Source organism: Acinetobacter sp. IRS14, assembly GCF_034650275.1.
Taxonomy (GTDB): Bacteria; Pseudomonadota; Gammaproteobacteria; order Pseudomonadales; family Moraxellaceae; genus Acinetobacter; species Acinetobacter oleivorans.
This window is the reverse complement of sequence record NZ_JAOVFN010000002.1, coordinates 154,922-168,731: the sequence shown is the minus strand read 5'-3', so window position 1 is coordinate 168,731 and position 13,810 is coordinate 154,922. Positions and strand designations below refer to the sequence as shown.

The window sequence follows — 13,810 nt, the reverse complement described above, 5'->3', positions numbered from 1 at the left end:
CCGGCATTTTTATTGGCATAAACGAATTAGCCTGCGATCACACCGCCATCTTTACGGGTAATCACAACAGTTGCTGAACGTGGACGTGCTGTTTTATTGTTTGGATCTTTCTGGGTTGCTGGCCAGTTACTGTCTGGTGTTGCGTAACTTTTCGAGTCTTCACCAGGGTGTTGAACATTAATAAAAATAGCTTTGTGGTCAGGTGTCATGGTAATACCTGTAATTTCACATTGCTTTGGTCCAACCAAGAAACGTCGTAATGTTGAGTCTGTAACTTTAGCACCGACTAGCGTTTGTTGGCCATTTGACGTAGTGGCAGCAGCGCCATCACCAATTTGACCTGGTAGTGCTGCAAGCATCATACAGTTAGTAACATCAGTGTAAGCGCCATCATCTGTTTGAATCCAAAGTACGCCACGTGGGTCAAACCACATCCCGTCAGGAGATGACAAATCATTATTGTCTGTCAGACCCGATAAGTTGATATTTGAAGCCATAGATGCTTCTGCACCAAATAGGTAGATATCCCATTTGAAGGTTTCAGCAGTGGTTTTGTCGTCGGTTTCTTTAAAACGGATAATATGACCGTTAACGTTACCCTTTTGCTCTTTAGTGCCGTTGTAGAGGTCTGTGTAGTTACGTGGGTTTGCAGCATCGGTCGCGTAATCTTTACCACGATTTGAGTTGTTGGTTAGGGTGACATAGACCTCGCCGTTTACTGGGTTAACCGTACACCATTCTGGGCGGTCCATTTTTGTTGCACCGACTGCATCACCCGCCAAGCGTGCAAATGTAACAACGTCTGCCTGAGATTTGAAAGGGTAAGTAGTGTTACTTTCATTTAAGCCATTTTTGCCGTAGGCAAGTTCAATCCATTGACCTGAACCATCATTATTAAATTTGGCAACATACAATTTACCCGCGTTCATATATTTGTCGCCAGCTGTATAACCGCCGTTTACGTCTTTGACATCCCATACAGCAGTCGAGACGAATTTATAGATGTATTCACCGCGAGAGTCATCACCCATATAAAACGCTAATGGCTGACCTGCTACGGCACGACAAGCACTGTCTTCATGTGCAAAACGACCTAGCGATGTTCTTTTAACTGGGTTTAGACGGTTATCAAAAGGATCAATCTCGACCATCCAGCCGAAGGTATTTGGCCCGTTGCGATAGTCCTGTGTCGGCTGTACAGCTTTTACATCGGCATTCCAGCGGTCATATAAGTCTTGTGACTCTACTTGACCAATTGCTGTTTCCCAGCCGTAGCGCGAACTTACGCCTAAATAAATTTGTCGTCCTTGTTCATCAACGTTAGGGATTAACTCACCATTTTTATCTTTTAAATAAATGATCTTGCCGTCTTTATCTTTTTTAGGAGCACCTTTTTCATCTTTCTCATACTGATAAAGTTCATCTTTTTTAACACCTAACCCATAACGTTTTAATGCAATTTTTTCTGCATCTGTACGTGCATATTCATCGCTACCTGAACGTTGGAAATAACCAATAAAGTTTTCTTCGGTAGTTAAGTATGTACCCCAAGGCGTATAACCATTACCGCAGTTATTATGAGTACCACGGGTTTTACGTGCGGTAGGAGAGAAACTAGTTGCAAGCAAACTAGACCCAGCAGCAACACCTGCAAAATTCATCTCTGTTGACGCTGTAATACGGCGGTTAAAAATTGATTTTTTATCAATTACTACTTTTTGAGTTGCTGCATCTTTTTTGATGTGAACAATTGAAACGCCATGCGCATTTGTCTCACGAATGACTTCATCTTCAGGGCGGCGTCCATTAACTTTTGTTGGGCCTTTGGGGTGAAGGAAGGTCTGGTTGATATATTCGTGATTCATCACCAACAAACCTTCAGCCGAAACACTTTCATCAAAGTTGTTTTTTGACGTATTTAAACCAAAGAAATGCATACCGTCATGGCAGTCGCCTGAACGGAACTGGAAGCTTGGACCAGATGGAATATTATTGTCATCCCAGTCGCCAAAAGCAGGATTGATTGAATCACCTAAAGCATAAATGACATTTGCTTCATAGCCTTCTGGTACAGTCACGATGTCGTTGTGGTTTTTCGCCACTGCTGTAAAAGTTAATTTCTCTGGTTTTTTATTTGGATCTACAGGTGGGATTCCACCGTTGTTAGAACCTGAGTCATCATTACTATCATTACAGCCTGTTAAAGTTGAGGCTAAAGTTAAAGCTACAGCACCGCTTGCTGCTTTAGTAATTAAACTACGGCGACTTACATGTTGTTCTAAAATGTCACGAAAGTGGATATTGTCAGAAGTATTATTGTCCAGTTCTTGATCTTCATGATATGGCGTCAGCTCTGTCATGGGAAATTCCTAAGTAAGTAAAGAAATAAAGAGATTGTTCTAAAAATCTTCATTAGCTTAGTTGGGTAGTGTGACGAGGCTTTGACGTTTTGATGATAGGTTTGTTAAATAATTGATCGTTTAGTCAAAAAAAGAAACCTGCATAAGGCAGGTTTCTTCTATTTTGGTGAAAGAGATTATTTTTTCACAACAGATGGAGCAATTGGGTCGGCAGTGATATAACCAACCGCTGCTGCAAATTTATTGCTGTAGTTTACATTAATCGCTGTATCAATTTGCGAAAGTAAATCTGCACTGATACCAGTACGAACACCGTTAGTTTCTTTATAGAAACGATTCCATTCATCACCTGGATGTTGGAAGTTACTCATGATGTAAGTCCAACCGTTTACTTCATCGACTGCGTGTAGACCAGTTGATTCTGCACCTGCTGGTGTAGACAAGATACGGATGAGCTGTTTAGTGTCGACATTGTAAGCCCATAAGAAGTTATTTAAGTGATTACCAGAGTCTTCACCGATAAATAACGTACGTAGCTTTTCAGAGAACTTCAAGTTGTCAGGGCTAGCAATCTGTTCTGGGTCAGCAGTGTTACCTAAGCTGTCAAAGCTAATGTCTTTACCTTTAATGAGAAGACTAGATTGGCTAGGTACCCATTCACTGTTAATTGCCACATTTGAGCTGTCTTTTTGGCCGCCTGTCAGTTTATGCTCCAAAATACCACCAGCCGTGATTTTCGGAAATTTAACGTTGTGCTCAGCAAGGTAACCGCTACCACCTTCAACCATTGAATCAACAATGTTAGCTAAAGCTGAATATGCGCGTTTATCTGCAATATTTACAGTCGTACCTTCGTTCTTGGTCAATGCCATTGAAGCACCAACGTAAGCTGCATAGCGGTGTGTCTCAAGGAAAGCCGCAGCAAGTTTAGTTTTGTCGCTGTTATCTTTAAGCTTGAGATAAACACCAGTTTTGCTCAAATAAGTAAATTTAAAACCTTGAGCTTCTAATTCTGCTTTTTGAGCAGCTTGTTGTAGTTTTAATCGATCTTTCGCAGCTTTTGCTAAAACTTGTTGTTCAGGTGTACCTTTATCTCCAGCATCAATAGCTTCAACTTCTGCTGTCGTTGCATCGCTTGGATATTTGGCAATTTGTAGAACCGATTCGAAAATATCAGTTCCTTTGATACCGCTCTTGATTAGGTTTTCAATCTCTACACTTGTTGCATGACCAAGTTTGATCCATGAGATCTGACCCGTCGTTGTATCTGTAAGTACTGTTGTATATTTTGCAACGTAAAGTGTGCCGGCAGATAGGTCTTTCTCTTTATCTGCAACGAACATGAAGAGACCACCATTGGTATAGTCGTCACCCATTAAAACTGTACGGTTATCTGGGAAAACTTGTACAAGCTCATGTGAAATACGGCCTAAACAGTAGTGCTTTGTCACACGACCCGTACCATCTGCATTAACGGTAATTTCTGGTAAATGACCGTAGTTATATGGGTTAGCCGCATTTTCATCACCATATACATTTTTACTGAATGCTTTAAGTGTTGAAAGTGATTGACCTAACTTTTGGTTGAAAGCATCTGGCTCATATTCTTCACTCGATAAATGAGTTCCCCATGGTGATAAGCTTGCACCACAAGTAATCCATAAACCATGCGCACTTGAAGTGTCTACATTGTGATATTTGATTAAAGTTAAATGACCAGTTTTTGGGTCTTGATCTAAAGTAAGCACTGCAATCGGAGATGATAATTTACCGTAAGTATCACCACCATTTTGGTCTTTTGATAAATATTCAAACTGAACTACATGGAACACTGGGTTACCAGTTACACCTAATGCTTTCTTGTCTGCATCTGTGAAATCTTTGCCAGTCGCTTGTTTGAAGCTAATCAGAGAACTACCATCTGGACAGTCAGAGAAGAATTGACGTTCTTTACCTGCAACTGATTTATCAATAATTGGCTTATTATTAATGTCAACATAACCACCCGCGATAATCTTTCCGCCTTTACCATCAGGAACTTCTGTACCTGTTAAGAAGAATGGTTTGTAAGCAAGTTGATATTCAGTTTTACTGCCATCTTCCCATGAAATAGCAAGCTTTGATGCACATGCTGTTGTTGCGATCTCTGCTACAGTAGACGGTGCAGGCATTGACGTGAACGTTGCATTTTTAAAGTTAATTGGTTTTGATGGAGTGGTAACGTCTGAATCATCATTACTATCGTTACATCCTGCTAACGTTGCTGCCGTAGCCATCGCACCTAATGGAAGAAAAGGGATCCCCGTAAACCATTTTAAAATGTCGCGACGTGTTGGGTGGTTAGAAGCAGTTGTCATAATAAATCCGTAACTTTTGTGAGTATATTTGTTGAGTTGATTCTATGGACTGTAAATGACACTTTTCTTACATTTTTAAGTCACTTTGAAGACAGTTTATGGCTTTGTAGATTAAAAAGTGACCTAGACAAAAAAGCCTGAACTTAGAGGTTCAGGCTTTTTCTTAGATATCATTTTATTCAGCAGATTGAGCTTTTCTTTTCTCAAGAATTTTACCGAACAATAATCCAAGTTCGAAAAGCAGCCACATCGGGATTGCCAACATCACCATAGAAATTGCATCTGGTGGGGTAATGAACATCGCTACAAAAAAACAGCCCACAATGATAAAACGTCTTTTTTCAGCAAGACTTTTTGTATTTACCACACCTATTAAAATGAGTAGAAGTGTCGCGATTGGAATTTCAAAAGTGACACCAAAAACTAAAAACAGCTTTAAGCAAAAGCTTAGGTAGCTATTAATATCCGTCATAGGTGCAACAGTTTCAGGCGATACACTAATAAAGAAATGTAAAATCGCAGGAAGTGTAATGTAGTATGCAAAGGCAACTCCGGCATAAAACAAAACGATACTACCAATGAGTAATGGCAGTGCTAAATGACGTTCTTTTTGATATAACGCTGGGCGGACAAAAGTCCAGATTTCATAAAGAATAAATGGCATTGCAAGCACAAGCGCGACAAATAAATTGAGCTTAAACGGCGCCATAAACGTTGCAGTTACATCTGTTGCAATCATTGACGATGATGCAGGAAGTTGCAGCCTTAAAGGTTCAGATAATAATTGGTAAGTATTATTTCGAAACGGTAATAAGCAAAAGAATAAAAATAATGTTACCCCGACAATCCTAAATAAATGACGTCTTAAAACGACCAAATGATTCATGATTGGCATTTGGTCTAAATTTTCTTGCGTATTTACAGTCGTTGAAGGCAGTTGGTTCATACGGCAATCTTCAATTTAACGGGAGGTGTTTCTAAAGTGTCGCTTTCAGATACCAAAGGTGTAAATTTGGCAAGAAAGGGCACTTCATAATGACCCGATACAGGGGAGTACATCGTAGACTGAGATATAGTTTCAGCTACCTCAGTTTTTTCTGAGTTGTCTGAAGTAGTCTGTTTTTGTATTTCTTCAAGTTGTTGTTGTACTTTGCGTTCTAGTGCTTCAATGCGGTTGAGTTCTTCTTGCATTTCTTTTCGAAATTCAGAAAGACGCAACTCTTGATCAATCTCATTTTGCAAATTGGTAATATAACGTTTTAGGCGAACATACCAGCGACCAGCAAAGCGTGCGGCTTCTGGAAGTTTATCTGGGCCTAAAACTAAAATTGCAATAATTGCAAAACAGAGTAGCTCTGTCATTCCTACATCAAGCATGGTGGAAAACCTTTAGCTTTTCACTGATGTGCTGTCAGGGGTTTTGACTTGGGCATCAATTGTACGTGGAGTATTAAGAGCAGCAGTTTCGTCTTCTTCACGAACTGATTTTTTAAAGTCTTTTACTGCACCGCCTACGTCTTTACCGATATTTTTTAATTTAGATGTACCGAATAATAAAATAACGACAATTGCAAAAATAACGACGTGCCAAATAGATAAACCGGCCATGATCTTATACCTCTTTTCAGTTTGCTTTATATCAACAGGTTGCTATGACAACAATGTGACATTTATATGTCATTTTTAAGACAATAGCCGTCAGTCAAAATCTAAAAGGGTAGTTTTATAAAGGCTGTATTGGATTGTTATTTTAGAGAGAGCTGAGAAAGTGAAGCTTAAATTACTTGAAATGGAGAGTACATTTTACTTTGAAAAGGTGTAGCATAACAAACTGATTTTGATGGGTGAGAGGAGAAAACGTGGCGTTATTATTGCCAATATTGGCGTTTATCACTGGACTTTTACTTGCTCAGACTTCTCTTTCAGAAACGATAAAACCTGTTCTTTCAGCTTGGCTTGCCCGCTTACTGATTCCAGTTGTGATTATTTACAACATGGTATTTTATCAGCCGGGTAGTTTGAGTTTGATGCTCTTTAGCTTCGGTTCAGCATTTCTTATTTTCTTTGCTTATTTAGCTTTATTTAAAGACAGATTATTAGCGCTTTGCGTGAGCTATACCAACATGGGTTGGCTCGGTTTTCCTTTTGCCATGGCTTTATTTGGCCCGGATGCTACGGCTCCAATTGTTGCGCTATATATTGGTATGTCTCTTTTTGGAAATGCATGGGCGGTTACGGCAGTCACTACTGCACCACAAAGTAAGCTCAGCATATTAAAAAAGGTTTTAACTTCTCCACCTTGTATTTCAATCTTTTGCGCGCTTGTGCTCAGGTTGTTAGGTGCTCAACATATCGAGCATCCTGCCATACATTGGGTATATGAGGTTGCCAAGTTCGCAATGACATTTGCTGGAATGTGTGTATTGGGAATGTGGTTACGTCGTACTCGAGTGCATTTAAAAGACTTAATCTACAGCACCAAAGCTCAAGCATTTAAAGTGGTGTGTGGACTTATTCTTTGTGGCTTAACTTATAGATTTCTACCGATTCCAAATATAAGTCAGCAAATTGGAGTCATGTTTTTAATGTTCTGTTTGCCACCAGCAGCCAATATTGTAGCGCTAGAAACACATTATCAAGGAACAGGAAGATCTGCGGCTTATATCGCCTCAGGGACGATTGTGAGTTGTGTATGTATTGCGATTTATGCTGTGTTCTTGCATCTTTATTTCTAAGTAAGATGATTAGATTAGGCAGCCTTTGAATAGTGGTTATATGCTTATTTTGTGTATGTAAGCAATACTTTACTTTTGTTTCGTCAAAAGTAACAAAACCATTTGTCGAACTGACGACACATCCGTGATGTCGCAGTTCGACGGGCGACATCCATGTCGCCTAGCACGATAGCAAATGGCTTTAAAGTTTTACTTCTGCAAACTTTCTCTAAATAACTGCATCGCTTGTCCACGATGACTAATCTTATTCTTGTCTTCTTTAGAAAGTTCAGCGCTAGAAACTTGTAGCTCAGGTAACCAGAACAGTGGGTCATAACCAAAGCCATTTTCACCACGTGCAGCTTCTAAAATTTCGCCGTGCCAGATGCCTTGGAAAATTTGTGGCAAAGGATCTTCAGCATGCGTTACTAAAGCAAGTACACACACAAACATGCCTTCAATCACTTCACCATTTTTACGAAATGGCAAAAGATCATTTAATAATTTGGCATTGTTCGCTGCATCGTCACCGTGTTCTCCAGCATAGCGTGCAGAGTAAATGCCAGGTGCACCATCTAAAACAGGAACACAAATGCCAGAGTCGTCAGCCATAGCAGGTTTACCTGAAATTTTAGAGGCATGACGAGCTTTAATAATGGCATTTTCAATAAAGCTTAAGCCATCTTCAATTGCATCGGGAATATTAAGGCGGCCTTGAGGAATAATTTCTACAGGTAACTTAAGCTGTTCAAAAAGTTTTTCAAACTCAGCGACTTTACCTTTGTTATTGCTGGCAAGAACTAAACTGCCCTGATCAAACCAATGTGGGGTAGACATAATAAAACCAAACTTTATAGCTAATATCGAACGTGAGTTATGTTACGTGTTTTTTAAGAGGGGATATAGAGGGAAATAAATAGAATATAAAATGGGACAACCTAAACTAAAGCCACCTTGTAGAGCATACAAGGTGGCTTTAGTCGAGTAAGGTTTTTTACGGGTGAATCGTTATTATTGTGCTTGAATCCATTTGTCTGCACGGTCACGCGCTGTACGGATTTGTTCTTGAGTTAAGTTCGCCGCTAGAGCAGTTTTCTTACCTTCAGATAGGCTAATCACTTTATTATCGAGCATGCCATCACGAGTTGAAAGCTCATACCACTGGTAAGCACCTACGTAGTTTTTCTTTTGCTCTTCCATCATCGCGAGGTTGTAGCTTGCACGGTTATCACCATTGCTTGCTGCTTTTTCAAAGTATTTACGAGCCATTGACTCATCTTTTCTAACACCAATACCATCGGCGTACATACGACCCACGTTCAGTTGTGCTGGTGATAAACCTTGATCAGCTGCTGCTTTAAACCATGCGAAAGCTTGTTTCTCATCTTTTTCTACATCTTTACCATATTGGTAGTGTGTACCAAGGTAAAATTGCGCGCCTGCTTGACCAGCTTTTGCAGCTTTCTGAAGGTCATTAACCCCCATTGTTGAAAAGCGTGCAGCCTGACTCGCAACCGATTGTGGCTGGGCGATATAATCTGCATGAGCCTGCATACTTAGCAGTCCTGCAAATAGTGTGCTAAATAATGTCTTTTTCATAGTGCACTCACTCGATAAATAGCGACTTCACCAAACAAATTAGGAACATGTTTGCTTAACAGGCTTCCCTGCTGATTTCCATTGACGGCGAGTCGATTAATAATTTGTATCTGATTTTCAGCACAGAGTGCTTCGAAATCTTTAAATGTACATAGATGAATATTGGGGGTGTTATACCACATATATGGTAAAGCATCCGATACAGGCATCATTCCTTTTAATGCAAGAAAAGAGCGAGTCTTCCAATGCGCAAAGTTCGGAAAAGTAATAATTGCCTGTTTACCCACACGCACCATGTCTCTTAATAAAACATCCGGTGCATCTACGGCTTGCAAAGCCTGTGCCATAACCACATAGTCAAAAGACTGGTCGGCAAAACGGCTCAAACCGAGATTCAAATCTTGTTGAATAATATTTAACCCGCGACTGACGGCAATTGCAATCTTTTCTTGATCAATTTCTAAACCATAAGCACGAATTTGATGCTTTTGGCTCATATGAGCGAGCAATTCACCATCACCACACCCTAAATCGAGTACGCTTGAGCCGGGTTTAATCCACTTTTCTGCCAGTTGTTGATCAATACGCATTAACTTGCCTCCAGTGATGTCGATTTTAAGTGTTCTTCACCGCCTAAGAAAGCGCGCATGGTTTTGACATACAGTGGAATAGGGAATAAGAACGAGTCATGACCTTGTTCTGCATCAATATCGAGATAACTTACAGGCTTATGATTGGTAATAAGTGCATCTACAATTTCTTGAGAGCGACTAGGGGCAAAACGCCAGTCTGTTGTAAATGAGACAATCAGGAACTGACATTTGGTTTTACCCATCGCTTCTGTTAACGAATGATTGTATTCACGTGATGGGTCAAAATAATCTAAAGCTTTGGTCATGATGAGATAAGTATTGGCATCAAAGTTACGGCTAAACTGTTCGCCCTGATAACGAAGATAGCTTTCGACTTGAAACTCAACATCAAAACCATACATAAATTTGCCAGATTTTAAATCACGGCCAAATTTTTGTTTCATGGCTTCTTCTGAAAGATAGGTGATATGACCGACCATGCGAGCCAAAATCAGACCACGTTTCGGGTAGCTATCATTTTCTAAATAACGACCATGATGGAAGTCTGGATCAGATAAGATCGACTGACGTGCAACCTCGTTAAATGCAATATTTTGTGCTGAAAGCTTTGGTGCACTGGCAATAATCACACACTTTTGTAAGCGGTCAGGATAGTCTACTGACCATTGTAGTGCTTGCATGCCTCCTAATGATCCACCCACAACTGCATACCAAGCATCTACACCTAAAAGGTCAGAAAGCATGGCCTGAGTTTTGACCCAGTCGCGTACCGTTACTAACGGGAAATCCGGTCCATAAGGGCGATTATCATTTTCAGGATTTGGTGACGTTGGACCAGTTGAGCCGCTACATCCACCAATATTATTGAGCGAAACTACAAAAAACTTATTTGTGTCGATTGCTTTACCCGGGCCAATACAGCTATCCCACCATCCAGCTTTTTTATCATCTTCATGGTGATAACCCGCTGCATGATGATGTCCGGAAAGAGCATGACAGATTAAAATGGCATTTGATTTATCTGCATTTAAAGTGCCGTAAGTTTCAACCATTAATTCAAAACGTGGCAAAACACGCCCACATTCAAGATGTAATGGTTCTTCAAATTGGAACTTTTGCGGAGTGACTAACCCCACTGAATCAGCTGGAAAAGACACGGGAACATTTCGCCTTTTAAATCTTTCAGGAATAAAAAGAAAGGATACCAAGCTAGGTATCCTTTCAAAAGAGTTTTTTTAAATTAAACAGCGGCGGCAACAACCTGATCTGTACTTAAAACGCCTTGATCAATCAAACGGTTAGTACATGCAATAATTGCTTCAATCGATGAGGTGACTGTATTGTCATGAACACCCGCACCAAATGAACCTTTACCTGTACCTTTGACTTGAAGTTCAATCAAGGTTAATGCTTTCGCATTTGCACCTGAACTAATACTACGTTCTTCATAGTTCAATACGTCAATTGGTAATTGAAGCGCATTTAAGAATGCAGAGATTGGTCCATTACCTTCACCGCGAAGTTGTTGTGTTTCACCTTCAACATCAACATCAAGTTCGATAATCTGAGTGCCATTAATATCAGATAATCTGTAGTTTTTGACTGTGTAATGGTGGTTTTTCACATCAACATAAGTGTCTTTAAACAAGGTCCAGATTTCTTTTGCATTAATTTCTGTACCATTATCATCAGCATATTGTTGAACAACTTGGCTGAATTCGATTTGTAAACGGCGAGGCAATACAACGTTGTAGTTCGCTTCTAATAAGTAAGCGATACCGCCTTTACCAGACTGACTATTTACACGAATAACTGCGTCATAGTCGCGGCCCAAATCTTTCGGGTCGATTGGCAAGTAAGGCATATCCCAGATTTCTTCGTTTTTCTGGTACTCAAAGCCTTTTTTGATTGCATCCTGATGTGAACCAGAGAATGCAGTAAATACCAAGTCGCCTGCATATGGATGACGAGGGTGTACCGGTAAACCAGTACATTCTTCAACCGTTGCAATCACTTCATTAATGTTAGAGAAATCTAACTCTGGCGCTACGCCTTGGGTGTACATGTTCAATGCAATTGCTGCAACGTCAACGTTACCTGTACGTTCACCATTACCGAACACACAACCTTCAACACGGTCAGCACCCGCCATAATCGCAAGTTCTGATGCAGCAATACCACAGCCGCGGTCATTGTGACAATGAACAGAAATGATCACGCCATCACGACGTGCCAAATTACGATGCATCCATTCAATTTGGTCTGCATAAACATTTGGTGTAGAAACTTCTACAGTCGCGGGTAAGTTTAAAATCACTTTATGGTCTGGACGTGCATCCCAAATTTCTGTGACGGCATCACAGACATCTTTAGCGACTTCTAATTCAGTTGCAGAGAAACACTCTGGGCTGTACTGGAAAATCCAGTCAGTTTGAGGATATTGTGCCGCATACTCTTTAACTTTTTGAGCAGCATTAATTGCTAATTGTTTTGCGCCATTAACGTCTACATTCAACACCTTTTGACGGAAGGTCGGAGAGTTAGAGTTATAAATATGCACAATTGCGCGTTTAGCACCTGCCAAAGATTCAAAAGTACGTTCAATTAAATGATCACGTGCTTGAACCAAAACCTCAATGTATACGTCATCAGGAATATGATTTTCTTCAATCAACATGCGAGTAAAATCGAAGTCAATTTGAGACGCAGAAGGGAAGCCGATTTCAATATGTTTAAAACCGATTTTTACAAGCATTTTGAACATTTTGAATTTTTGCTCCATGTTCATCGGTTCAAAAATTGCTTGGTTACCGTCACGTAAATCAGTACTCATCCAGATTGGCGCTTTTGTAATTTCTTTATTTGGCCATTGGCGATCTGGTAAATCCACTCGTTGGTACATACGGCGGTATTTTTTGCTTGGGTCAGCCAACATCATGAGAAAACTCCTTGTCTCGTAGCGCAGTTGCTCTGGATATATTTAAAAGGCAACGTCTCTACTTAATATATGGTATCTAATTCAGAAAAATTAAAGGGAACTTCAAAGTGCTGCTTTAGAAAGCAGACAAAATTTTTATACGCGCGCTTGGCGCAGCATCAGGAGTTGCGGATGATGTCTTGCTTGAGTAGGCTGGGCAAACAAGTAATTCGTTTTCATCTCTAGACCGTGAAATAATAAGTTTGATGGTTTGCTGGTAATCTTGATATTTAGATATATCACATCTAAACAATGATTACACCTTGTGCAAAAATCTTATCGTAATTTTAATCTCAGAAATTAGAAAATAATTTTCTAATTTTGCGCAGTTTTATGTTTATGAGAAAATAATTTTCATATTTTTGCTATATTGAGGTAAAAGAAATTATATGACCTCAATAAGGCAAAAATAAATGTAGTTATAGCTCTGACCACATTCGAATTAAATTATGATAAATATTGGTGAGCTTCATGACTTCTGGATAGTTATCGCCGTGTGTTTTACGTAATTCTCTAATACTTTCATCTAAGTTAAATAAAAGATGACGTTTACTATCGTCGCGCACCAAACTTTGAACCCAGAAAAAAGAGGCAAAACGAGTACCTGAAGTAATACTACTGACTTCATGTAGGCTAGTAGACGGGTAGAGCACCACATCACCTGCGGGTAATTTTACTTCGTGATAACCATAAGTGTCTTCAATAACAAGGTCACCGCCTTCATATTCATCAGGTTCACTTAAAAATAGCGTACAAGATAAATCGGTGCGGAGCTGCTCAGAAGTACCACGGATAAGACGAATTGAGTTGTCCACATGGAAACCAAAGCTTTCATGTTCATCATAACGATTAAAAAGTGGTGGAATAATTTTGTGGGGTAGAGCCGCAGCCTGAAACACTGGATTTTGCCAAATTGCTTTGATGACAATATCACTCAAATGATGAGTAAGCGGGTCTTGTTCAGAGAGTTGCTGATTTCTTTTAACAGAAGCAGATAAGGTGCCAGCCGTCACTTTTCCACCTACCCAATTGGCTTCTTCCATGAGTTTACGAAACTCAGCAACTTGCTCTTTGCTTAAAACATTAGGGATATGATGAATCACAGCAAACACCTTTTAATATAGATACTTCATTTGTAAAAATAGCCTCGTGATGAGGCTATTTTATATGAACTTTAATTAATTCCATAAATAAATTATGGAATTTAAAC

General features: G+C 39.8%; 12 protein-coding genes. 1 reads left to right on the top strand and 11 read right to left on the bottom strand.

The features are described 5' to 3' along the window. Nucleotides 1-26: 26 nt before the first annotated feature. The 5 genes from ODQ17_RS03015 to ODQ17_RS02995 all read right to left on the bottom strand — a co-directional run bounded on the left by ODQ17_RS03015 (nucleotide 27) and on the right by ODQ17_RS02995 (nucleotide 6,325). The gene (locus ODQ17_RS03015; RefSeq protein WP_322901652.1) at nucleotides 27-2,360 is read right to left on the bottom strand and encodes a PhoX family protein; all 2,334 of its coding nucleotides are present in this window, start codon (nucleotides 2,358-2,360) and stop codon (nucleotides 27-29) included. 176 nt (nucleotides 2,361-2,536) lie between these two features. After that, a complete protein-coding gene (locus ODQ17_RS03010) occupies nucleotides 2,537-4,717 on the bottom strand; it encodes a PhoX family protein (RefSeq protein ID WP_322901650.1) in 2,181 nt (726 codons plus the stop codon). A gap of 175 nt (nucleotides 4,718-4,892) precedes the next feature. After that, on the bottom strand, nucleotides 4,893-5,663 hold the full coding sequence (tatC, locus tag ODQ17_RS03005; RefSeq protein WP_004794778.1) for a twin-arginine translocase subunit TatC: 771 nt from the start codon (nucleotides 5,661-5,663) through the stop codon (nucleotides 4,893-4,895). Then, nucleotides 5,660-6,094: a Sec-independent protein translocase protein TatB gene (gene tatB, locus ODQ17_RS03000; protein ID WP_005302167.1), complete on the bottom strand. Its 435-nt coding sequence runs from the start codon at nucleotides 6,092-6,094 to the stop codon at nucleotides 5,660-5,662. The genes tatC and tatB overlap by 4 nt, the downstream gene beginning before the upstream one ends. 12 nt (nucleotides 6,095-6,106) lie before the next feature. Further along, nucleotides 6,107-6,325 (bottom strand): Sec-independent protein translocase subunit TatA, encoded by a 219-nt coding sequence (locus tag ODQ17_RS02995; protein ID WP_004794775.1) that lies wholly within the window; start codon nucleotides 6,323-6,325, stop codon nucleotides 6,107-6,109. Nucleotides 6,326-6,576: 251 nt separating this feature from the next. Here ODQ17_RS02995 and ODQ17_RS02990 point away from each other — a divergent pair, with 251 nt between their 5' ends. Further along, nucleotides 6,577-7,452, top strand: a complete 876-nt coding sequence (locus ODQ17_RS02990; RefSeq protein ID WP_151766724.1) for an AEC family transporter — start codon at nucleotides 6,577-6,579, stop codon at nucleotides 7,450-7,452. Between the two features lie 189 nt (nucleotides 7,453-7,641). On the opposite strand, the gene rdgB is transcribed toward ODQ17_RS02990, so the two are convergent. The 6 genes from rdgB to ODQ17_RS02960 form a co-directional block, all read right to left on the bottom strand. Beyond that, nucleotides 7,642-8,268, bottom strand: coding sequence for an RdgB/HAM1 family non-canonical purine NTP pyrophosphatase (rdgB, locus tag ODQ17_RS02985; protein ID WP_013198994.1), 627 nt, complete (start codon nucleotides 8,266-8,268; stop codon nucleotides 7,642-7,644). Nucleotides 8,269-8,442: 174 nt separating this feature from the next. Next, nucleotides 8,443-9,030: a tetratricopeptide repeat protein gene (locus tag ODQ17_RS02980; protein WP_013198993.1), complete on the bottom strand. Its 588-nt coding sequence runs from the start codon at nucleotides 9,028-9,030 to the stop codon at nucleotides 8,443-8,445. Beyond that, the gene (metW, locus tag ODQ17_RS02975; RefSeq protein ID WP_001217230.1) at nucleotides 9,027-9,620 is read right to left on the bottom strand and encodes a methionine biosynthesis protein MetW; all 594 of its coding nucleotides are present in this window, start codon (nucleotides 9,618-9,620) and stop codon (nucleotides 9,027-9,029) included. The genes ODQ17_RS02980 and metW overlap by 4 nt, the downstream gene beginning before the upstream one ends. Beyond that, nucleotides 9,620-10,780 carry a homoserine O-succinyltransferase MetX gene (gene metX, locus ODQ17_RS02970; RefSeq protein ID WP_049837917.1) on the bottom strand — a complete coding sequence of 387 codons (1,161 nt, stop codon included), beginning with the start codon at nucleotides 10,778-10,780 and terminating at the stop codon, nucleotides 9,620-9,622. Before metX ends, metW begins: the two co-directional genes overlap by 1 nt. 83 nt (nucleotides 10,781-10,863) lie before the next feature. Continuing rightward, a complete protein-coding gene (gene leuA / locus ODQ17_RS02965) occupies nucleotides 10,864-12,561 on the bottom strand; it encodes a 2-isopropylmalate synthase (protein ID WP_013198991.1) in 1,698 nt (565 codons plus the stop codon). A 458-nt stretch (nucleotides 12,562-13,019) separates the two neighbouring features. Next, on the bottom strand, nucleotides 13,020-13,703 hold the full coding sequence (locus tag ODQ17_RS02960) for a Fe2+-dependent dioxygenase (protein ID WP_199944983.1): 684 nt from the start codon (nucleotides 13,701-13,703) through the stop codon (nucleotides 13,020-13,022). Between the last annotated feature and the right edge of the window lie 107 nt (nucleotides 13,704-13,810).